Source organism: Pelomonas sp. BJYL3 (assembly GCF_027257975.1).
GTDB lineage: Bacteria > Pseudomonadota > Gammaproteobacteria > Burkholderiales > Burkholderiaceae_C > Roseateles_B > Roseateles_B flavus.
In genome coordinates, this window is sequence record NZ_JANZKX010000006.1 from 74,818 (window position 1) to 95,889 (window position 21,072).

Annotated in this window: 15 protein-coding genes; 7 read left to right on the forward strand and 8 right to left on the reverse strand. The window is 70.1% G+C overall.

Features of this window, described 5'->3' with window-relative positions:
* Nucleotides 1-114: 114 nt before the first annotated feature.
* The 7 genes from O9Y01_RS17830 (at nt 115) to O9Y01_RS17860 (ending at nt 10,470) form a co-directional block, all read left to right on the forward strand.
* Entirely contained in the window at nt 115-2,778 is a 2,664-nt protein-coding gene (locus O9Y01_RS17830; RefSeq protein WP_269632961.1) for a NosR/NirI family protein, read from the forward strand.
* Nucleotides 2,775-4,058, forward strand: coding sequence for a nitrous oxide reductase family maturation protein NosD (locus O9Y01_RS17835; protein ID WP_269632962.1), 1,284 nt, complete (start codon nt 2,775-2,777; stop codon nt 4,056-4,058). Before O9Y01_RS17830 ends, O9Y01_RS17835 begins: the two co-directional genes overlap by 4 nt.
* Nucleotides 4,039-4,986, forward strand: coding sequence for an ABC transporter ATP-binding protein (locus tag O9Y01_RS17840; protein ID WP_269632963.1), 948 nt, complete (start codon nt 4,039-4,041; stop codon nt 4,984-4,986). Before O9Y01_RS17835 ends, O9Y01_RS17840 begins: the two co-directional genes overlap by 20 nt.
* The gene (locus O9Y01_RS17845; RefSeq protein ID WP_269632964.1) at nt 4,983-5,810 is read left to right on the forward strand and encodes an ABC transporter permease; all 828 of its coding nucleotides are present in this window, start codon (nt 4,983-4,985) and stop codon (nt 5,808-5,810) included. The genes O9Y01_RS17840 and O9Y01_RS17845 overlap by 4 nt, the downstream gene beginning before the upstream one ends.
* Nucleotides 5,807-6,355 carry a nitrous oxide reductase accessory protein NosL gene (locus O9Y01_RS17850; protein WP_269632965.1) on the forward strand — a complete coding sequence of 183 codons (549 nt, stop codon included), beginning with the start codon at nt 5,807-5,809 and terminating at the stop codon, nt 6,353-6,355. Before O9Y01_RS17845 ends, O9Y01_RS17850 begins: the two co-directional genes overlap by 4 nt.
* An 8-nt stretch (nt 6,356-6,363) precedes the next feature.
* Nucleotides 6,364-7,026: a nitrous oxide reductase accessory protein NosL gene (locus O9Y01_RS17855; protein ID WP_269632966.1), complete on the forward strand. Its 663-nt coding sequence runs from the start codon at nt 6,364-6,366 to the stop codon at nt 7,024-7,026.
* A gap of 120 nt (nt 7,027-7,146) precedes the next feature.
* Nucleotides 7,147-10,470, forward strand: coding sequence for an EAL domain-containing protein (locus tag O9Y01_RS17860; RefSeq protein ID WP_269632967.1), 3,324 nt, complete (start codon nt 7,147-7,149; stop codon nt 10,468-10,470).
* Here the strand turns inward: O9Y01_RS17860 and cobA are convergent.
* From cobA to O9Y01_RS17900, 8 genes are all read right to left on the reverse strand, one after another.
* Nucleotides 10,449-11,249: a uroporphyrinogen-III C-methyltransferase gene (cobA, locus tag O9Y01_RS17865; RefSeq protein ID WP_269632968.1), complete on the reverse strand. Its 801-nt coding sequence runs from the start codon at nt 11,247-11,249 to the stop codon at nt 10,449-10,451. The genes O9Y01_RS17860 and cobA overlap by 22 nt on opposite strands.
* A complete protein-coding gene (locus O9Y01_RS17870; RefSeq protein ID WP_269632969.1) occupies nt 11,246-14,038 on the reverse strand; it encodes a nitrate reductase in 2,793 nt (930 codons plus the stop codon). Before O9Y01_RS17870 ends, cobA begins: the two co-directional genes overlap by 4 nt.
* A gap of 4 nt (nt 14,039-14,042) precedes the next feature.
* Nucleotides 14,043-14,438 carry a nitrite reductase small subunit NirD gene (gene nirD / locus O9Y01_RS17875; protein ID WP_269632970.1) on the reverse strand — a complete coding sequence of 132 codons (396 nt, stop codon included), beginning with the start codon at nt 14,436-14,438 and terminating at the stop codon, nt 14,043-14,045.
* A 9-nt stretch (nt 14,439-14,447) separates the two neighbouring features.
* Nucleotides 14,448-16,874, reverse strand: a complete 2,427-nt coding sequence (gene nirB, locus O9Y01_RS17880; protein ID WP_269632971.1) for a nitrite reductase large subunit NirB — start codon at nt 16,872-16,874, stop codon at nt 14,448-14,450.
* Nucleotides 16,875-16,940: 66 nt separating this feature from the next.
* Entirely contained in the window at nt 16,941-17,765 is an 825-nt protein-coding gene (locus O9Y01_RS17885; RefSeq protein ID WP_269632972.1) for an ABC transporter ATP-binding protein, read from the reverse strand.
* A 10-nt stretch (nt 17,766-17,775) separates the two neighbouring features.
* The gene (gene ntrB / locus O9Y01_RS17890; protein WP_269632973.1) at nt 17,776-18,654 is read right to left on the reverse strand and encodes a nitrate ABC transporter permease; all 879 of its coding nucleotides are present in this window, start codon (nt 18,652-18,654) and stop codon (nt 17,776-17,778) included.
* Nucleotides 18,655-18,690: 36 nt separating this feature from the next.
* Nucleotides 18,691-19,887 carry a CmpA/NrtA family ABC transporter substrate-binding protein gene (locus tag O9Y01_RS17895; RefSeq protein WP_269633232.1) on the reverse strand — a complete coding sequence of 399 codons (1,197 nt, stop codon included), beginning with the start codon at nt 19,885-19,887 and terminating at the stop codon, nt 18,691-18,693.
* 340 nt (nt 19,888-20,227) lie between these two features.
* Nucleotides 20,228-20,872: an ANTAR domain-containing response regulator gene (locus O9Y01_RS17900; protein WP_269632974.1), complete on the reverse strand. Its 645-nt coding sequence runs from the start codon at nt 20,870-20,872 to the stop codon at nt 20,228-20,230.
* Nucleotides 20,873-21,072: the final 200 nt, after the last annotated feature.

The following is a 21,072-nucleotide window of genomic DNA, read 5'->3' on the forward strand; positions in this document are numbered from 1 at the left end:
GGGCGCGCTTTGGCGCTCGGGCTCGGTTGGGGTGTGCTGGCGGCGCCGGACACGTTTTCGATGGGAGTGCTTGTCGGGTGACTCGAGACCATTCGACAGGTTGGGAAAGAGAAGATGTCGGTAGTTCTTCGTTTCATCGCGGCCTTGTGGGCCGCGCTTTTTCTTGGCGGATTCGCGGGTCTGGCGCTTGCGGCAGATCAAGCGTCTGCGGCCAGGGCGCAGGAGCGCGGCACGCATCAGGCCTACGAGGCGCACCTGCCGGATGACCTGGCCACGGCGCCGGAGCTGTGCGCGAAGCTGGACTGCGCCGCGGTGTTCCCGGGCGCGGTGAGCTTCTCTGCGCGCAAGGGGCAGCCGCCCTATGTCGAAGCCTACGGTCCGGCCAAGGCCGGCGAGGCGCATGGCCCGCTGCTGGGCTATGTGATGCTGTCCACCGACATCACCGACACCCCCGCCTACTCCGGCAAGCCCGTGGTCACGCTGATCGGCATGGACCGCGAAGGCCGCTATGTGGGCGTCAAGGTGCTCAAGCACTCCGAGCCCATCCTGCTGCTGGGCATCCCCGAAGCCGCCCTGGTCAACTTCAACCACCAGTACGTGGGCAAGTCCGTGCGGGACAAGATCGAGGTCGGCCCCTCGCGCCCCGAGGAGCAGGTGCTGGGCGTGGACGCCATCTCTGGCGCCACCGTGACCGTGATCGCACAGAACCAGGTGATGCAGCTCTCCAGCAGCGCCGTGGCGCGCCAGGTGGGGCTGATCGCGCCGGTGCACCGCGAGCCGCTGAAGGCCATCGAGGCCGGCACCCGATACAGCTGGGAGCAGCTGATCAAGTTGGGCGCCGTGCAGCGCCTGCAGGTGCGGCCGGAGCAGGTCGGCCTGGATCGCGCGTCCGAGCCTTTCATCGAGCTGTGGTTCGGTGACCTGAACCATCCCGATCTCGGCCGCAGCCTGCTGGGCGCGACCGGCTACGAGAACCTGCGCAGCCGTCTGAAGGCCCATGAGCAGGCCTTCTTCATCATCCGCACCGCCGGTGCCGAGTCCTTCAAGGGCTCGGGCTTCGTGCGAGGCGGCATCTACGACCGCGTGCAGGTGCGCCAGGGCGCCGAGTCCTTCACCTTTCGCGACCTGGACTACCTCAACCTCTACGGCCTCGAAGCCGCGGGAGCGCCGGGCTACACCGAGTCGGCCATCTTCATCATCCGCGCGCCGAGCTTCTCGGCGGCCTATCCCTGGAAGCTGGCCTTCCTGGGCAACCGCGTGGACCGTGCCACGGGCCAGCGCAGCTTCGCCAACTTCGAGGCCAAGTACTGGCTGCCCGCCGAGCTGATGCAGGGCGGCCGGCCCGAGGTCGAGGAGGATGAGGCCCCCTGGCGCCGCGTCTGGAAGGCGCGCGCCCCCGGCATCGCCGCCTTCATCGTGCTGCTGCTGGCCGTGACCCTGGTCTATGCCCTGCGCGAACGCCTCACGCGCCGCGCCACGCACCGCAACAAGTGGCCGGTCAATCTCTTCAAGTACAGCGCCTGGGCCCTGTCCATCGCCTTCGTGGGCTTCGGCGTGATGGCCCAGCCCTCCATCACGCAGGTGCTGACCTGGTTCCACTCGCTGCTGTTCCAGTGGACCTGGTCGCTGTTCCTCTCCGACCCCTTCATCTTCGTCTTCTGGATCTTCATCATCCTGACCGTCTTCCTGTTCGGCCGCGGGCTCTTCTGCGGCTGGATGTGCCCCTTCGGCTCGCTGTCCGAGGCGCTGTACAAGGTGGGCGGCAGGCTGGGCCTGAAGCGCTGGCAGCGCCGCGTGCCGCAGGCCGTGCATGACAAGCTCAAGTGGCTGAAATACGGCATCTTCTTCGGACTGCTGGCGGTGTCCATGGTCTCGATGAGCACGGCCGAGATGCTCGCGGAGGTCGAGCCCTTCAAGACCACGTTCCTGGTGGGCATCCTGCACCGCGCCTGGCCCTATGGGCTCTTTGTGTGCACGCTGCTGGGCGTCTCGCTCTTTGTCGAGCGGCCCTATTGCAAGTACATCTGCCCCCTGGGCGCGGCCCTGGCCATGCCCAGCACCTTCCGCTGGTTCGGCCTGCGCCGCAAGATGGACTGCAACAGCTGCAAGGCCTGCGCCGTGGGCTGCGGCGCCCAGGCCATCGACGCGGCCGGCCGCATCGACCACCGCGAGTGCCTGCACTGCCTGGACTGCATGGTGCTCTACACCGACACCGCCGGCTGCCCGCCGCTGGCCAAGGAGCGCAAGCGCCGCGAGCGCGACGGTCTGCTGATCACGCCCATCGGCCGCGACGGCTACTTCATCCCCCTCACCCCCGTGGCACCGGAACTGCCGGCCAAGGTGGCCCAGGGTCCGGACCCGCGCATGCCCACCGAGCCGCAGCAGCCGCCCCACAAGGCCGATGCCACCGGCCTGCGCTGGCTGCTGCTGGAGCTGCGCGACCACCTCTGGCCCTGGAGCCCGCAGAGCCTGCGCGGCCCCCGTGCCCTGCTGCTCGCCGGCGTGGCCTTCGCGCTCGCGGCCAGCGTGGCCTGGGTGCTGGCAGCGACCGGGCGGCTGTCCGGCCCCGCGCTGATCCTGTGGTGGTTCGGCTGGAGCGTCTACGAGGTGCTGATCCGCCTGCAGGGCCGCCGCTACGTCAAGGACGGCCCCTGGTGGCAGGCGAACTACCGCCGCGCCAGCGTGATGGACATGCTCAGCTACGTCGGATTCAAGAACCTGCTGCTGGGCGCCTGTCTCTTCCTGCTGCTCAAGGCGATGGGAGTGCTGCTGCCATGAAGCCCCCCACCGCACGGCTGATCACGGCGCTGCTGGGCCTGCTGCTCAGTGGCGCGGCGTGGGCGGCCACCTGGCGCGTCAAGCCCGGCGAGGCCATCCAGCCGGTGCTGGACCGTGCCGCGGCGGGCGACGTGGTGGAGATCGAGCGGGCCTTTCACGACGAGTCCCTTCGCGTCACCAAGCCCCTGACCCTGCGCGGCCTCGACCGCCCCACGATCAGTGGTGGCCGGCGCGGCGACACCATCCGCGTGACGGCGCCCGATGTGCGCATCGAAGGGCTGATCGTGCGCGACAGCGGCCACAGCCTCAAGGACCAGCACGCCGGCATCTACCTGGCACCCGGCTCTCACCGCGCCGTCGTGAAGGCCTGCGAGCTGGTCTACAACCTCTTCGGTCTGTGGATCGAGAAGGCCGACGACGTGCGCGTCGAGCGCAACAACATCACCGGCCTGCGCGACCTCAACACCTCGCAGCGCGGCAACGGCGTGCAGCTCTACAACACGCATGGCGCGCGCATCCTGGGCAACCGCATCAGCTTCGTGCGGGACGCGCTCTATGTGGACGTCTCCCACCATGCCGAGTTCAAGGACAACGAGCTGCACCACAGCCGCTATGGCACCCACTACATGAACTCCTACTACAACCTGTGGGAGGGCAATGACAGCCATCACAACCGCGGCGGCCTGGCCCTGATGGAAGTGCGGGACCAGACCGTGCGCAACAACCGCACCTGGGCCAACACCGACCACGGCATCATGCTGCGCACCCTGCAGGACTCGGTGATCGAGGGCAATGTGGTGGTGGGCAATGGCCGCGGCTTCTTCATCTACGACGTCGAGTACGCGACCCTGCGCAACAACCTGGTGCTGGACAACGCCGTGGGCGTGCACCTCAGCGCCGGCTCGACCCGCAACACCGTGCAGGGCAACGACTTCATCGGCAACCGCGAGCAGGTGCGCTACGTGGGCAGCCGTGACGAAGCCTGGGGTGACGGCAAGGGCAGCCGGGGCCAGGGCAATCACTGGAGCAACTACCAGGGCTGGGATCGCGACGGCGACGGCCTGGGCGACCTGCCCTACGAGGCCAACGACGTGGTCGACCGCCTCCAATACCAGCACCCGGCCATGGCCCTGCTCAGCGGCAGTCCCGCCGTGCAGGCCCTGCGCGTGCTGGGCCAGCAGTTCCCCGTGCTGCGGGTGCCCAGCGTCGTCGACGCCGCCCCGCGCATGACCCCCCAACACCGCGACTGGAGTACCTGGCGTGACAAGCTCGCACAATGACAGCGGGGCCGTGCTGCAGTTGCGCGGCCTCTGCAAGCACTACGGCGCCGGCCCCACCCTGCTGAAGGCTCTGGACGGCGTGGACCTGGACGTGGCGCCGGGCCAGCTCTTCGGCCTGATCGGCCACAACGGCGCCGGCAAGAGCACGCTCTTCAAGCTGCTGCTGGGCCTGATCCGCCCCACCGCAGGCAGCCTGCGCGTGCTGGGTGAGCCGGTGGACGGCCCGCGCTTTCGCGAGCTGCGCCGTCTGCTGGGCTATCTGCCCGAGAACCTGGTGCTCTATGACAACCTCAGTGGCCTGGAGACCCTGCAGTTCTTCGCACGGCTCAAGGGCGCGCCCCTGGCCCAGTGCGAGACCCTGCTGGATCAGGTCGGCCTGGCCGCAGCCGGCCGCCGTGCCGTGCGCGAGTATTCCAAGGGCATGCGCCAGCGCCTGGGCTTTGCGCAGGCCCTGCTGGGAGAGCCGCGCCTGCTGCTGCTGGACGAACCCACCACCGGCCTGGACCCCGCCGCCATCCGCGACTTCTACCAGCAGCTGGACGCTCTGCGCGCGCGCGGCGTGACCCTGGTCATCAGCTCCCACATCCTGGCGGAACTGCAGGGGCGCGTGGACGCCCTGGCCATGCTCAGCGGCGGCCGGCTCAAGGCCCAGGGCACGGTGCAGGCCCTGCGCGAGCGCTCGGCCATGCCGCTTCGCTTCCTGCTCAGCGGGACGCCGGCCCAGCTGGACGCCCTGCCCCAGCAGCTGCCGGGCCTGATGGAGCGCCTGCAGCTGCAGCGCGAGGGCCCCGGGCAGGCCTGCCTGCGCTGCCCTCGCGAGCTGAAGATGCCGGTGCTGCAGCGCCTGTCCGCGCTGGCCCTGGCGGACCTCGGCATCCAGGAGCCCAGCCTGGAAGACGTCTACTTCGAGCTGAGGGAGGCCGCATGAGCCGTCCACTGCAATGGCATGCGCTGGCCACCCTGGCCGGCAAGGAGTTCCGCGACCGCCTGCGCAACCGCTGGGTGCTGGCGGTGGCCCTGGTCTTCACGGCCTTCTCGCTGGCCATCACCTACTTCGGCAGCGCCGCGCAGGGGGTGGTCGGGCCGCGCTCCATCGAGCTGACCATCGCCAGCCTCGTGAGCCTGGTGATCTACCTGATCCCGCTGATCGCCCTGCTGCTGGGCTTCGACGCCGTCGTGGGCGAACGCGAACGCGGCTCCCTGGACCTGCTGCTGGCCCATCCGCTGACGCGGCTGGAGCTGCTGCTGGGCAAGTACCTGGGCCTGGCCGCGGCGCTGAGCCTGTCCACGCTGATCGGCTTTGCGCTGGTGGGCGTGCTGCTGTGGCAACGCTTCGGCCAGGCCGGGCTCTACCACTACAGCGGCTTCGTGCTGAGTTCCGTGCTGCTGGGCCTGGCCTTTCTGAGCCTGGCCCTGCTGATCTCGGTGCTGGCGCGGGACCGCACCCGGGCCTCGGGTCTGGCCATCAGCCTGTGGTTCGTGCTGGTGCTGGTCTTCGACCTGGCGCTGATGGGCCTGCTGGTGGCCAGCCAGGGTCAGGTGGGCGGCGAGGCCCTGGCCTACGTGCTGCTGCTGAACCCGGCAGACCTGTTCCGCATCCTCAACGTCTTTGCGCTGGACGATGTCCGGCGCCTCTACGGCCTGGCGGCGGTGGTGCCGCCCAGCCTGGGCCAGCCCTGGCTGCTGGCCACCGCCATGCTGGGCTGGATCTTCGCCCCACTGGCCCTTGCCTCCTGGAGATTCAAGCCATGAACACCCTGCCCACCCGCCTGCCTGCGCTGACCCGTCGCCAGGGTCTTGCCCTGGGACTTCTCGGCCTGGTCGGCACCCTCAGCGCCTGCGGCAAGCAGGACGAGGCGCCGCCCGCGCCCAGCGACATCATCGCCGGCCTCAGCTGCGACCTCGACGGCATGCTGCTCGCCGACTACCCGGGTCCCAAGGGCCAGATCCTCTACGTGGGCGAGAGCAAGCCGCACTGGTTCTGCGACACCGTCGAGCTCTTCAACGTGCTGCTCAAGCCCGAGCAGCAGCGCGCCGTGCGCATCGCCTACACCCAGGACATGGCACAGGCCGACTGGGAGATCCCGCGCGGCCACTGGTTCGACGTCCGCCAGGGCTTCTACGTGCTGGGCAGCAAGCGCCAGGGCTCCATGGGACCAACCATCGCCAGCTTCAAGGAGCAGGCCGCGGCCCAGGCCTTCGCCCAGGCCTTCGGCGGCAAGGTGCTGGCCTTTGCCGCGCTGAAGCCGGACATGGTGGACCTCAGCGGCGGCGCCCAGCAGGACAGCCGGATGTGAGTCCCGCCATGGCTACGCAGCGCCCCCTGCCCCTCAGCCGCCGCTGGCTGCTGCTGGGCCTGGGCCTGCCCGCCCTGGCCGGCAGCTACGGCGCCTTCGCGGCCTGGCGCCAGGACCGGGCCGAGGCGCCCGACGAGGCGCAGGACATCTGCCGCGTCGCCCCCCTGCAGGCCTGGACGCCGGCCCTGGGCCGCGACCCGCTGGCCGCCCGCCTGCCGCCGCCTGAGGCCCGCTGCCCGGTCTGCGGCATGTACCCCGCCCGCCAGCCCCGCTGGGCCTGCCAGCTGATCTACCGGGACGGCGCCGCGCACTTCTTCGACGCCGCCCTGGACCTGCTGCTCTATCTGCAGGACCCCGGCCGCCATGCGCCGGGCTACGGCCGGCCGGACATCGCCCGCCTCTATCTGGCCGACGCCTCGGCCCCCGGCGTCGCCTGGCTCCCTGCGGACAGCAGCACGCTGATCCTGGACAGCGCCTGGCCCCCCGCTGCCAGCACGCCCATGCGGCGGGGCGCCCTGCCTGCCTTCCCGGATGCGGCCCAGGCCCGCCGCGTGCAGGCCGCCCATGGCGGCGAGCTGTGGCCCTGGCAGCGCCTGCAGGCCCTGCCCCCTGCGCAATGGCCGCCTTCGCTGCGCGCGCTGGGCCCTCGGCATGTGCACGCGGTGCGCTGATCGCCCGCGCGCATAACCCCACAGCTGCCGACGAATTCCCGGATCGGTGTGCGGGACAGCGCATACTCCGCGCTTGATTCCATGGAGCGGCCGATATTGCCAACCAGATTCGATCGGACGGTGCGCCGGGTGTTCGCAGCCGCGCTGGCAACGACCCTGATCCTGTGCGCCGCCCTCTACAAGCTCAACCTCGACGCCGATGAAGCGGTGGGGCTGGTGACGCAGACCCATCAGCTGCTCGCCAAGGTCTCACTGGTGCGCAACAGCACCCTGCAGTCCGAGCTGGACACCCAGAACTTTCGCCTCACCGGCCAGCCGGCCTACCGCCGTTCCCGGGACCTCCAGATGGTGCGCCGCGAGGCCGCCCTGGCCGGCATCCAGCGCCTGCTCCAGAACGATGCCGCGCAGCTGGGCCGTTGGCAGCAGCTGCGCCAGGTCGTCGACGAGCGCATGGCCATCGCCAACGAGATCGTCAGGCTCCGCGAGGAACAAGGGCAGTCCGCGGCATCGGCCTTTGCCGCGTCGGCGCCGCTGCAGGCCACCCGGGCCCGCATGCACGTGCTGCTGGACGCCATGGAGGGCGAGGCTGTGCGCCAGCAGCAGTTGTACAGCCAGCGCCAGACCCGCACCCGCGAGCAGCTGAGCTGGGCGGGTGCGGTGGTCTCCGCCGCGATGCTGGCCCTGCTGGCCGCGAGCCACGGGCTGATCCGCCGGCAGCTGGCAGCGGCCAACGAGCACCAGCAGGACCTTGCAGAGCGCGAGGAGCACCTGGATGTCACCCTGCGCTCCATCGGCGACGCCGTGCTGGTCACCGACACCGAAGGTCGCGTCCGGCGCATGAACCCCGCGGCCGAGCACCTGCTGGACAGCCCGCTGGACCAGTCGCAGGGCCGCGACGTCGGCGAGCTGCTGAGCCTCGTGGATGCCGACTCCGAGCCCCCATCGCCCATGCCTCTGACGCGCCTGGCGGAGGCCGTCCGTGCCAGCGGCCTGCAGGCCCGGCTGCAGCGGCCCGACGGCAGCCTGTGCGCGGTCAATGTGATGGCGGCGCCGCTCTGGAGCCGCAAGAGGCAGTTCCTGGGCCTGGTGTACGTGGTCCGTGACACCACCGACGAACTGGCCCTGCAGGCCCTGCTGCGCGAGCAGAAGGCGCAGTCCGACCGCGCGGCCCAGGAGCGCAGCGACCAGCTCCTGGAGAGCAAGGACCACCTGCGCAACGTCCTCAGCAATGTGCCGGCCATGATTGCCTACGTGGACAAGACCCTGCGCTATGTCTACGTCAACCGCCAGTACCTGGACTGCTTTGCGCCGGCCCTGGCCGACCTCACCGGCCTGACCGTGCAGGAGGTGCTGGGCGAGGACCGCTACCGGGTTGCCGCCCCCATGATTGCCAGGGTGCTGGCCGGCGAGCCCCAGGACTATGACTGGGAGCCCTTCCCCGGCGTCTGGCAGGCCATCAGCTACGCGCCGCGCCGGCTGGCCGACGGGACGGTGGAAGGCTACTACGTGCTGGGTACCGACATCACCCCGCGCAAGGAGGCCGAGCATCGCATCCAGGTCCTGAATCAGCACCTGGCGGACCATGTCGACGAGCTGCAGCGCGTCAGCCGGGCCCTGCGCACCCTCAGCGCGGGCAACAAGATCCTGCTGCGCGCCCAGGACGAGCAGACCCTGCTGGACGGCATGTGCGACGCCGTGGTCAGTGCCGGTGGCTACCAGCTCGCCATCGTGTGGCAGCCGCATCCCGACAACCCGGCACGGCTGCAGGCCGTGGCGCAGAGCGGCCTGGCTGCCGGCCTCGACTTCCTGCGCCACCAGGACTGGATCCTGGCCGACATGCCCGAGGGCCAGGGCGCCCCGGCACGCGCCATGCGCCTGGGTCTGGCCACCTTCGTGGGCAATATCGCCGAGGATCCGGCCGAGGCGCTGTGGCACCGCAGCCTGGGCGGCGTGGCCTGTGCGATGGCCTGCCCGCTGATCACCGCCGGGCGCTGCTTCGGCGTGCTGGCCATCTACGACCGCCGGCCTTCGACCTTTGACCAGGAAGAGGGCCGCCTGCTGGCCGAAGCTGCCGAGGATCTGGCCTTCGGCCTGGACACCCTTCGCGCCCGCGCCGAACGTCAGCAGGCGCTCGCGGCCATGCACCGGCTGGAGCGTACCGACGCACTGACCGGCCTGCCCAATGGCACCTCGCTCGACGAGGCACTGGCCGCGGCGCTGGAACGGCGGCACGCGGATGCTGCACGGCCCGGCTTCGCCCTGCTGCAATGCAATGTCGAGCGGCTCAAGGACATCAACGACACCCTGGGTTTCAAGCAGGGTGACGAGCTGCTGCGCGAGATCGGCGCCCGCCTGCGCGCCGTGGCGCCCGCCTCTGCCCTGGTGGCGCGACTGCGCGGCGACGAGTTCGCCCTGCTGCTGGATGACTGTGACCGGGCCCAGGCCCAAGGGGTGATCGACGCCCTGCAGCCGGCCCTGGCCCGGCCCGTGGTGGTGGCGGACATCCCTTTGCACATCAACGTCACCATGGGCCTGGTGCTGTGCCCGCAGGACGGCACGAACCTGCATGACCTCTTCCGCCGTGTCGACATCGCCATGCAGCATGCGCGTCGCAAAGGGCTGCCCTGCGCGCCCTTCGAGCTGAGCATGGATCGCGTCAACCCCGGCAAGCTCAAGCGGGCCGGCGAGCTGAAGTGGGCGATCGAGCGCGAGGAGCTGCGGCTCTTCGTGCAGCCCAAGGTGGACATGCGTGAGGGGCGGGTGTCCGGCGCCGAGGTGCTGGTGCGCTGGCAGCACCCGGAGCATGGCCTGCTGGGGCCCGGAGAGTTCATCGACCTGGCCGAGCAGACGGGCCTCATCAAGCCGCTCACCGAATGGGTGCTGGGCCGCACGCTGGCGCAGCTCAAGGCCTGGCAGCCCGAGGGGCCCCGGCTGCCGCTGGCCGTCAACATCTCGGCGCGCAATCTGCGGGACGAGGACCTGCTGCCCACCGTGCTGCGCCTGCACCAGCAGTGGGGCATCGCACCCGGTGCGCTGGAGCTGGAGATCACCGAGAGTACCGTCATGGACGACGCCAGCTTCGCGCTGGGCATTCTGCACGGCCTGCGCGAAGCGGGCATTCCGCTGTATGTGGACGACTTCGGCACCGGCTATTCGTCACTGGCCTATCTGCAGCGCCTGCCGGTGGACTACATCAAGATCGACCAGTCCTTCGTCTTCGACATGACCGTGAGCCAGCACTCGGCCACCATCGTGCGTTCCACCATCGACCTGGTGCACGACCTCGGACGCCGGGCCGTGGCCGAGGGCATCGAGTCCCATGAGCACTGGCGGCGCCTGCTGGGCATGGGCTGCGATGTCGGCCAGGGCTACTTCATCGCCCGGCCGATGCCGGCGGAGCAGTTCCCGGCCTGGCTGAAGGACTACCGGCCGCCAGAGGCCTGAGCGCGGCTGTCCGCCTGCGCATGGGCATTCAGGAACTGGCGCGCTTGCGCCATCGCGGTGACCTCGCCGATGACCAGCACCGCCGGCGAGCCGAGGCCTTCGCGGGCCACCAGGGCCGGCAGCAGGGCCAGCACGCCGAAGGCCTCGCGCTGACGCTCGGTGTGGGCGGCGCTGATCACCGCCACCGGCGTGCTGGCGGCCAGCCCGCCTTCCATCAGCGCTGCCACGATCTCGGCGCACCGGCTCACGCCCATGTAGACGACCAGCGTCAGGCCCGAGCGCGCCAGGGCCGCCCAGTCCGGCGCGCGGCCCCCCTCGCCGTTGTGGCCGGTCACCAGGGCCACGCCGGGCGCGCAGCGGCGATCCGTCACCGAGATGCCCGCGCTGCTGGGCCCGGCCAGGCCCGCGCTGAGGCCGTTCACCACCTCGACCTCGATGCCCGCGGCCTGCAGCGCGTCCATCTCCTCGCCGCCGCGCCCGAAGATGAAGGGATCGCCCCCCTTGAGGCGCACCACGTGCAGGCCCTGGCGTGCCGAGCGGATCATCAGCCCGTGGATGAAGCCCTGCTCGGTGGACGCGCAGCCACCGCGCTTGCCCACCTGCAACACCCGCGTGTGGGTCGGCAGCTCGGCCAGGATGCGGCGGTCCACCAGCTCGTCCACCAGGACCAGATCGGCCTGCATCAGGCGGGTCCAGGCCTTGCGAGTCATCAGCTCGGGATCGCCCGGGCCGGCGCCAACGAGGCTGACGCGGCCGCGCGGGGAAGCGGGTGCATTCATGACGAGGTCTCCAGGGAAGTTGGGGTGGACTGGGCCAGGCGCCGCAGCTGCGGCAGGCAGGAGCCGCACTGGGTGCCGCAACGCAAGGCCGACTGCAGGGCCTGCAGGCGGTCGGCCGGGGTCAGGTCTTGACACTGCTGCAGCCGGCCCTGGATCTGCGATTCGCGCACCCCCAGGCATTGGCAGATAACCGGGCTGCCCGGGGCGCTCGGTCCGGCCGCCTGGGGCGCCAGCAGCTGGCGGCCCAGGCCGGCGACCGGGCGGCCCTCGCGCCACCAGGCGTCCAGCCAGGCACCATCGCCCTGCCCTGCACGGGCCTCGCCCAGGCGCAGCCAGGCCTGCAGACGGGCCGCCTCGCCCTCCCCTTGCAGTCGCAGCAGGCGCAGATGGCCCCGGCGGCCGTCGGCATAGCGCAGCGCGCCGGGCGCATGCAGCGCCAGGGCCTGGGTGAGCGACTGCAGCCAGTCGGCACCAGGCACCTGCGCGAAGGCGGCCTCCAGCAGCCAGCCGGTCTCGCCCGGCGCCGGGCTGGCCACCGGCACGCAGCAGGCATAGCCCGCCTCGCGTCCCAGCGCCAGCAAGGCCTGGTGCAGGCGCTCGGCCTGTGCGTCCGGCACATGGGCAGCGCCCAGAACCTGCCAGGGCAAGGCCAGGCGTTGCAGGCCCACGGTCGCGTACTTCAGCTCGGGCTGGCCCGAGTCCGGGCAGCAGCGGTCCTGGCTCAAGGCGTTGACGCCCTGCAGCGCCGCGCCCGTATCGTCGCGGCCCAGCAGGTACTCGCTGCCCCAGTGCATGGGCAGCCAGGCCTGACGGGGGCCCAGCTGCGCGTCAGCCGTCACCCTGACGTGCAGGCGGCCCCGGGCCGAGCTCACCGTGGCCAGCTCGCCCTCGGCCAGGCCCTGGCGGACCAGCTCATCCGGATGCAGGGCCAGGCGCGGCTCGGGCGCACCGCCGAACAGGGCAGGCACCGTGCCACTGCGGCTCAGGCCGTGCCACTGGTCGCGCAGGCGGCCGCTGGAGAGCTGCAGCGGCCGCTCGACGCTGGGCCATTCCACAGGCGGCCGCCAGCTGATGGGCTGGAAGCGCGCACGGCCCGAGGGGGTGGCGAAGCGATGGTCCAGGTAGAGTCGTGGCCGGCCGGTCTCGGCGCCTTCCGGGCAAGGCCACTGCTGCGGCGCCTGCTCCAGGCGGGCGTAGCTGAGGCCGCCGATGTCCAGGTCCCGGCCTCGCGTGGCCTCGCGGTGCTCGATCCAGGCTTGCTCGGGACCGTCCCAGGCGAAGAGGCTGGGCTGGCCGGGGCGCAGCACGGGTTCCAGACGGCGGGCGATGTCTCGAACGATCTGCCAGTCGCTGCGAGCCTCGCCCGGCGGCGGCACGGCTGCACGCACGCGGCTGATGCGGCGCTCGCTGTTGGTGACCGTGCCCTCCTTCTCGCCCCAGGTCGCCGCCGGCAGCAGCATATGGGCGAACTCGGCGGTGGCGCTGCCGCTGAAGGCGTCCTGCAGCACGACCAGCTCGCAGCGTTTCAGCGCAGCCCGCACCAGGGACTGATGCGGCAGGGACTGGGCCGGGTCCGTGCAGGCGATCCACAGGGCCTTGATCTCCCCGGCCTCGGCCGCCTCGAACATCTCGACGGCGGTCTTGCCCGGGCCCGCAGGAATCTGTTCGACGCCCCACAGCGCTGCCACCTCGGCCCGGTCGATCACGGAGGCCGGATCGCGATGCCCCGGCAGCAAGGTGGCCATGCCGCCCGCCTCGCGCCCGCCCATGGCATTGGGCTGGCCGGTCAGCGAAAAGGGACCGCAGCCCGGCCGCCCGATCTGGCCGCTGGCCAGGTGCAGCTGGATCAGGGACTGGTTCTTGTCGGTCCCGGCGCTGCTCTGATTCAAACCCATGCAGTACAGCGACAGCGTGGCCGGGCTCTGCGAAAACAGCCGCGCGGCCTCGATGATCTGCGCCTCGGGCAGGTCGCAGAGCTGAGCCGCGCGGGCCGGGCTCATGGCCTGCACCTGCTCTCGCACGGCCTCGAAGCCCTCGGTGTGGGCCGCGATGAAGTCCGGGCGGATCCAGCCCTGCCAGATCATCTGGTGCAGCATGGCCTGGAACAGCGCGACGTCGCTGCCGGGGCGCAGGGCCAGGTGCAGGTCGGCGAATTCGGCGGTCTCGGTGCGGCGCGGGTCCACCACGATGATGCGCAGCGCCGGGTTCGCGGCCTTGGCCGCTTCGATGCGGCGGAACAGGATGGGATGCGCCCAGGCGGCGTTGGAGCCAGCGATGAAGAGGCAGGCCGCCTGCTCGATGTCCTCGTAGCTGCAGGGCGGCGCGTCGGCGCCCAGGGCCTTCTTGTAGCCCACCACGGCCGAGCTCATGCACAGGCGCGAGTTGCTGTCGATGTGGGGCGTGCCCCAGAGGCCGCGGGCCAGCTTGTTGAAGGCGTGGTAGTCCTCGGTGAGCAGCTGGCCGGAGATGTAGAAGCCCAGAGACTCCGGGCCATGGGCCGCGCGCAGGGCCAGCAGGCGCTCGGCCAGGCGCTGCTGGATGCCGTCCCAGCTCGACGCCTGCCAGGGCAGCGAGCGGTCCTCACGCCAGCGCGGCGTCAGCAGGCGGCGGCTGGCCAGCACCTCGGGACGCGCCGTCAGGTGCAGGCTGGCGCCCTTGCTGCAGAGCCGGCCGTAGTTGGCCGGATGTTCGGGGTCGCCCCGCACGCCGGTGATGTGGCGGCCATCGCTCTGGATGAGCACGCCACAGCCCACGCCGCAGTAGGCACAGGTGCTTCGCGTCTCCATCATGGTGTCAGCAGCGGCGGCCGCAGGTGCTTGGGGCGAGCGCTTCGGTGCCCAGGCTGGCCAGTTCGCTGGCCAGCAGCAAGACCTGACCCTCGACCAGCCTCACCTCGAAGCGCGGCGTGCGGCCTTCATCCGGCTCCCGGGCGCAGCCGGTGCGCAGCTCGATGGTCCAGTTGTGCAGAGGGCAGGCCACGGCCTTGCCGAAGACCAGGCCCTGGCTCAACGGTCCTCCCTGGTGCGGGCAGCGGTCCAGCAGGGCATGGACCTCGTCATCCGAGGTGCGGAACAGGGCCACGGGGGCCGCCTCGGGAAGCTCGGGGCGCTGGATGCGGCGCGAGCCCAGGGGCGGGATGTCGTCGAGGCGGCAGACCGGGATCCAGCCGTCGTTGGGTATCGTGTGCATGGCGGCTCCTCAGAGGGTTTCGAACTGGCGCAGGTCCACGCGCGCCTTGTCGTGCTCGAACCAGGGGTCGGGTTCATTCGCCAGCGCGGCCTGAAGCTCGGCCCACAGGGCCTGGCGTCCGGGGGCGTCCTCCAGAATGCGGCGGCGGACGTGGTCCATGCCGACGCGGGCAACGTAGTGCACGGTGCGCTCCAGGTACCAGCCCTCCAGGCGGTAGAGCTGCAGGAAGGCGCCGCTGTACTCCAGCACCTCCTCGGCCGTGCGCAGCTTGCACAGGAACTCGGCCACCTCGGTCTTGATGCCGCCGTTGCCGGCGATGTAGATCTCCCAGCCGGAGTCCACGCCGATCACGCCCACATCCTTGATGCCGGCCTCGGCGCAGTTGCGCGGGCAGCCGCTGACGGCGATCTTGACCTTGTGCGGCGCGTACATGCGCCACAGCGCGCGCTCCAGGTCCTTGCCCATCTGCGTGGAGTCCTGGGTGCCGAAGCGGCACCACTCGCTGCCCACGCAGGTCTTCACCGTGCGCAGGGCCTTGGCATAGGCGTGGCCGCAGGGCATGCCGAGGTCCTGCCAGACGGCCGGCAGGTCCTGCTTCTTCACGCCCAGCAGGTCGATGCGCTGGCCGCCGGTGACCTTGACCGTGGGGATGGCGTACTTGTCCACCACATCGGCGATGCGGCGCAGGTCCGCGGCCGTGGTCTCGCCGCCCCACATGCGCGGGATCACGCTGTAGCTGCCGTCCTTCTGGATGTTGGCGTGGCTGCGCTCGTTGATCAGGCGGGACTGCGGATCGTCCGCCGCTTCCTGCGGCCAGGTGCTGATCAGGTAGTAGTTGAGGGCCGGGCGACACGTCGGGCAGCCGTCGGGGCTGGTCCATTCCAGCGCCTTCATGACGGCCTCGCGGCGGATGAGGTGGCGGTCGCGGATGGCGTCGCGCACCTCCTGGTGGCTGAAGCTCGTGCAGCCGCACATCGCCTTCTTGCGCGGCGTGGCCGAGTAGTCGCCGCCGGCGGTGAACATGATCAGCTGCTCGACCAGCCCCGTGCAGGAGCCGCAGGAGGCGCTGGCCTTGGTGTGCTTGCGCACCTCCTCCAGTGTGAAGAGGCCCTTGTCCTTGATGGCCTTGCAGATGGCGCCCTTGCTGACGCCGTTGCAGCCGCAGACCTCGTCCCCATCGGCCATGGCGGCGGCCTTGCTGTGGCCCTCGTGGCCGACGTCCCCGATATTGGACTCGCCGAACATCAGGCGCTCGCGGATGTCGGCGATGCTGCGGCCCTCGCGCAGGAGCTTGAAGTACCAGCTGCCGTCGACCGTGTCGCCGTAGAGGCAGGCGCCGACCAGCTTGTCGTCCTTGATCACCAGCTTCTTGTAGACCCCGGCGTGCGGGTCGCTCATCAGGATCTCCTCGCTGCCCTCCCCGCCCATGAAGTCGCCGGCCGAGAAGAGGTCGATGCCCGTGACCTTGAGCTTGGTGCTGGTCTGGCTGCCCTGATAGCGGCCGATGCCGAACTGCGCCAGGTGCGTGGCGCAGACCTTGCCCTGCTCGAACAGCGGCGCGACGAGGCCGTAGGCGATGCCCCGGTGCGCCGCGCACTCACCCACGGCGTAGATGCGCGGGTCGGTGACGGTCTGCAGGGTGTCGCTGACCACCACGCCGCGCTGGCACAGCAGGCCGGCGGACTCGGCCAGCGCCGTGTTGGGGCGAATGCCGGCGGCCATCACCACCAGCTGGGCGGGGATCACCGTGCCGTCCTTGAATCGCACCTGGCTGACGCGCCCGGTCTCGTCGCCGATCAGAGCCTCGGTCTGGGTGCCCAGGCGGAACTTGAGGCCTCGCTGGATCAGCGATTCGCGCAGCAGGCTGCCGGCCTGCTCGTCCAGCTGGCGTTCCAGCAGCCAGTCGCCCAGGTGCACGACGGTGACGTCCATGCCGCGCAGCATCAGGCCGTTGGCCGCCTCCAGCCCCAGCAGGCCGCCGCCGATGACCACGGCGTGGCGGTAGCGGGTGGCAGCCTCGATCATGGCCTGGGTGTCCGCGATGTCGCGGTAGGCGATCACGCCGTCGAGTTCCTTGCCCGGCACCGGCAGGATGAAGGGCGTGGAGCCGGTGGCGATGAGCAGGCGGTCGTAGGCGGCCTCGGTGCCGTCGGCGGCGCGCACCACGCGGCGGCGGCGGTCGATCTCGGTGACCGCCTTGCCCAGGTGCAGGGTGATGCCCTGCTCCTCGTACCAGCTGAGCGGATTCAGGACGATCTCGTCCAGCGTCTGCTCGCCGGCCAGCACGGGCGACAGCAGGATGCGGTTGTAGTTGGGGTGCGGCTCGGCGCCAAAGACGGTGATCTCGTACAGATCCGGTGCGATCTTCAGCAGCTCTTCCAGGGTGCGGACACCGGCCATGCCGTTGCCCACCATCACCAGCTTCATCTTGTTCATGCGTGCTCCAGGCAAGACCTGACCCTGCCCGCGGCGGATGCGGGCATGCAGGTCGTGAATCGGGGGTCAGGCTTCCAGTGCCGCTTCGGCCTGGGCATGCCCGGCGTAGAGGAAGTCGATCACCGCCTTGCGGCATTGCAGGTAGACCGGGTCCTCGGCCAGCTGCACCCGGCTGCGGGGCCGGGGCAGCGGCACCGGCTGGACCTGGGCCAGGGTCGCCGCACGGCCGTCCGGCGTGGGCGGGCTCATCATCACGATGCGGTCCGAGAGCAGCACGGCCTCGTCCACGTCATGCGTCACCATCAGCACGGTGCTGCGCGTGGTGGCCACGATCTTCAGCAGCTCGTCCTGCAGATGGGCACGGGTCAGCGCGTCGAGCGCACCGAAGGGCTCGTCCATCAGCAGCACCTTGGGCTCCATGGCCAGGGCACGGGCAATGCCCACGCGCTGCTTCATGCCACCGGAGATCTCATGCGGGCGCTTGTAGGCCGCATGGGCCATGCCCACCAGCTCCAGCGCGGCCTGGGCACGGGCCACGAGGCGGGGCCGGGCCTCCTTGGCGGCGAAGACGGTCTCCACGGCCAGCAGCACGTTGTCCAGGCAGCTGAGCCAGGGCAGCAGGGAATGGTTCTGGAAGACCACGGCGCGCTCCGGGCCCGGGCCGGCGATCTCGCGCTGGTCGCACAGCAGCGCGCCCTGGCTGGGCTGCAGCAGGCCGGCGACGAGGTTCAGCAGCGTGCTCTTGCCGCAGCCCGAATGGCCGATCAGGCTGATGAACTCGCCACGGCGGATGTCCAGGTTGATGCCTTCCAGGGCCTTGAACGAGCCCTTGCGGGTCTTGTAGACCATGTCCACGCTCTGGATCTGGATGAAGGGGTTGTTGCCGGTCATGACAGGCTCCTCATTCCTCGAAAGTGAAGCGCTTGGCCAGGGTGACCAAGGCGGTTTCCAGCAGCAGCCCCACGATGCCGATCACGAAGATGGCGACGATGATGTGCTGCACGTTCAGGTTGTTCCACTCGTCCCAGACCCAGAAGCCGATGCCCACGCCGCCGGTCAGCATCTCGGCCGCCACGATCACCAGCCAAGCCGTGCCCACGGACAGTCGCACGCCGGTCAGCATGTAAGGCAGGACCGATGGGAGGAGGATGCGCGTCAGCAGCTTCCACTCGGACAGGTTCAGCACGCGGGCCACGTTGAGGTAGTCCTGCGGCACGCGCTGCACGCCCACCGCCGTGTTGACCACCATGGGCCAGATCGAGCAGATGAAGATGGTCCAGATGGCGGCTGGGTCCGCACTCTTGAAGACCAGCAGGCCGATGGGCAGCCATGCCAGCGGCGACACGGGCTTGAGCAGGCTGATGAGCGGCGAGACCATGCGGCTCGCGAACTCGAAGCGCCCGATCACGAAGCCCAGCGGGATGCCCACCGCGGCCGCCAGCCCGAAGCCCAGGGCCACGCGCTGCAGGGAGTTCAGCACGTTCCAGCCGATGCCCACGTCATTGGGGCCCTTGCGGTAGAAGGGGTCGCTGAAGAGCTGCACGGCCGAGTCCCAGGTCGCGGCCGGCGTGGGGATGGGACCGCCCTTGAAGGTCAGCAGGGCCCACAGGCCGATGAGCAGCGCCAGGCCCAGCACCGGTGGCAGCACCCGGGCGAGCAGGGCCGAGACGTCCAGCGGCTGGCGCGGGGCCTTGGGCCGGGCCGGCAAGGGCTTGTGGACCGGCAGCGGCGCAGCACTCGCCTTGGCCTCGCCCGGGGAATGGAAGACGGCAGACACCATGGGAACTCCTTGAAATCAATCTGAGCGCGGTGTGGCTCAGGCCTTGAGCTTGAAGCCGTCCGCGTAGCGCGCGGGCTCCTTGCCATCCCAGACCGTGCCGTCGATCAGCTTGCTGCTGCGCATCGGTTCCTTGGGCACGCTGACCTTCAGCTGCGTGGCGGCCTCGCGGTAGAGGTCCACCTGGTTGATCTGCTTCGCCACGGCCAGGTAGTCCGGATGCTCCTTGATCAGGCCCCAGCGCTTGTGCTGGGTGAGGAACCACATGCCGTCGGAGAGGTAGGGGAAGTTCACCGCGCCGTCGTCGAAGAACTTCATGTGCCTGGGGTCGTCCCAGGTCTTGCCCAGGCCGTTCTGGTAGCGGCCCAGGATGCGCTGGTTGATGGCGTCGACGCTGGTGTTGACGTAGCTCTTGTCGGCGATGGTGTCGGCCATCTTCAGCTTGTTCTGCAGGCCGGCGTCGATCCAGCGGCTGGCCTCCAGCACGGCCATGATCACGGCGCGTGCGGTGTTGGGGTACTTCTTCGCGAAGTCGCCGGAGCAGCCCAGCACCTTCTCCGGGTGGTCCGGCCAGATCTCCTGGCTGGTGGCCGCGGTGATGCCGATGCCGTCCATGATGGCGCGGTGGTTCCAGGGCTCGCCCACGCAGTAGCCGTCCATATTGCCCACGCGCATGTTCGCCACCATCTGGGGCGGCGGCACGGTGATGACCTTGGCCCCGCCCCAGGGGTGCACGCCGTGCGTGGCCAGCCAGTAGTAGAGCCACATGGCATGCGTGCCCGTGGGGAAGGTGTGGGCGAAGCTGTACTCGCGCTTGTCCGTGGCCATCAGCTTGGCCAGCGAGGCGCCGTCCACCGCGCCCTTGTCGGCCAGCTTCTTCGAGAGCGTGATGGCCTGGCCGTTGCGGTTCAGCGTCATCAGCACGGCCATGTCCTTCTTCGGGCCGGAGACGCCCAGGTGCAGGCCGTAGACCAGGCCGTAGAGCACGTGGGCCATGTCCAGGTCCCCGTTGACCAGCTTGTCGCGCACGGCGGCCCAGGAGGCCTCCTTGCTGGGCACGATACGGATGCCGTACTTGCGGTCGAAGCCCAGCACCGAGGCCATCACGATGGAGGCGCAGTCGGTGAGCGGAATGAAGCCGATGCGGACCTCCTCCTTCTCGGGCTTGTCCGAACCGGCGGCCCAGGCCTGCGGCAGGCTCAGGCTTGCGGCGGTGCCGACGGCGGCTCCCAGCATCTGGCGGCGTTCCTGGCTCATCAAACCCTCCTTGTGACTACGGGACGTGCGGCTCGACATGCGTTACTCCTGAAGACGGCAAAAAACAAAAAAGGCGTCGCGACCTCCTGGCGGCATGCGCGAACGCATGGCTCAGGGGTCGGACGCCTTTGTCCGGAAATGGGAGGCCGAGGGACCCGGCTTCTCGTCGAGGGCCACGCCTTTGTGGCCTTCATGAAGCATTCAGCAGGAAGCGTGCCAGGGCATTTCCGCGGTGTTCAGCGCCTCTGGCGCGGCTTGATGCACCGCAACAAGCCCTTCGTGCATCGCCTTGGTGCGGGCGGAGCTCATGTGGGGCGCCTCATGTGGGGCGCAGAAGGGACTGCGCCTCGATGATGCGCGCCGCCAGCTCCGCCATGGGCAGCTTGCGGTCCATGGCCAGCTTGCGCAGGCGCTGGTAGGCGGCCTCCTCGTCCAGGCCGGCCTCCTGCATCAGGATGCCCTTGGCGCGCTCGATGGTCTTGCGCGCGGCCAGCTGGGCCTGGGCGCGGTCCAGCTCCTGGCGCAGGGCCAGGTCTTGCTCGAAGCGTGCGATGGCGACCTGCAGCACCGGCGCGAGGCGCTGCGGCTGCAGGCCCGCGACCACATAGGCGCTGACACCGGCCTGCAGGGCCCGCCGCATGGGCGCGTCCGCCGGGTCCTCGGCGAAGACGACCACCGGGCGCGGCAGCGCGTCGTTGAGGGCGGCCAGGTTCTCCAGCGTGTCCCGCGTGGGCGACTCGGCGTTGACGATCACCACATCGGGCTGCAGGCGCTGCACGCAGTCGTGGATCAGGGCGGCGTTGTCCACCGTGCCCAGCACCTCGCAGCCCAGCTGCTGCAGCTCCTGGCGCAGCAGCTGCGGGCTGGCCACGCCATCCTCGATCAGCAGCACGCGGATGCCGCGCATGCCCTCCGGCGGCTTGCGCGCCTCCTCACCCTGCCCTGCATTTCCTTGACGGTCCATGCAGGGCCTGGCGCAAGAAACGTGCCGGACCACTCTTGTGCGCACAGCCTGCCTCGCGCCCAAATGCGTACAAGCCATCGAGGGGCCCGGGCGGCATCATCCGCGGCACAGAAAGAGGGCCCGACGCAGGCCCTCCACGCAAGCGGCCCTCCTTGGACGGAACCGCCAGAGAGGGGATCCCCCGTGCAGCGCCGCGATCC

Bases quoted from the DNA above. Each gene is read 5' to 3' on its own strand.
- O9Y01_RS17830 (WP_269632961.1), top strand. From the start codon at position 115: ATGTCGGTAGTTCTTCGTTTCATCGCGGCCTTGTGGGCCGCGCTTTTT.
- O9Y01_RS17835 (WP_269632962.1), top strand. From the start codon at position 2,775: ATGAAGCCCCCCACCGCACGGCTGATCACGGCGCTGCTGGGCCTGCTG.
- O9Y01_RS17845 (WP_269632964.1), top strand. From the start codon at position 4,983: ATGAGCCGTCCACTGCAATGGCATGCGCTGGCCACCCTGGCCGGCAAG.
- O9Y01_RS17850 (WP_269632965.1), top strand. From the start codon at position 5,807: ATGAACACCCTGCCCACCCGCCTGCCTGCGCTGACCCGTCGCCAGGGT.
- O9Y01_RS17855 (WP_269632966.1), top strand. From the start codon at position 6,364: ATGGCTACGCAGCGCCCCCTGCCCCTCAGCCGCCGCTGGCTGCTGCTG.
- cobA (WP_269632968.1), bottom strand. From the start codon at position 11,249: ATGAATGCACCCGCTTCCCCGCGCGGCCGCGTCAGCCTCGTTGGCGCC.
- O9Y01_RS17870 (WP_269632969.1), bottom strand. From the start codon at position 14,038: ATGATGGAGACGCGAAGCACCTGTGCCTACTGCGGCGTGGGCTGTGGC.
- nirD (WP_269632970.1), bottom strand. From the start codon at position 14,438: ATGCACACGATACCCAACGACGGCTGGATCCCGGTCTGCCGCCTCGAC.
- nirB (WP_269632971.1), bottom strand. From the start codon at position 16,874: ATGAACAAGATGAAGCTGGTGATGGTGGGCAACGGCATGGCCGGTGTC.
- O9Y01_RS17885 (WP_269632972.1), bottom strand. From the start codon at position 17,765: ATGACCGGCAACAACCCCTTCATCCAGATCCAGAGCGTGGACATGGTC.
- ntrB (WP_269632973.1), bottom strand. From the start codon at position 18,654: ATGGTGTCTGCCGTCTTCCATTCCCCGGGCGAGGCCAAGGCGAGTGCT.
- O9Y01_RS17895 (WP_269633232.1), bottom strand. From the start codon at position 19,887: ATGCTGGGAGCCGCCGTCGGCACCGCCGCAAGCCTGAGCCTGCCGCAG.
- O9Y01_RS17900 (WP_269632974.1), bottom strand. From the start codon at position 20,872: ATGGACCGTCAAGGAAATGCAGGGCAGGGTGAGGAGGCGCGCAAGCCG.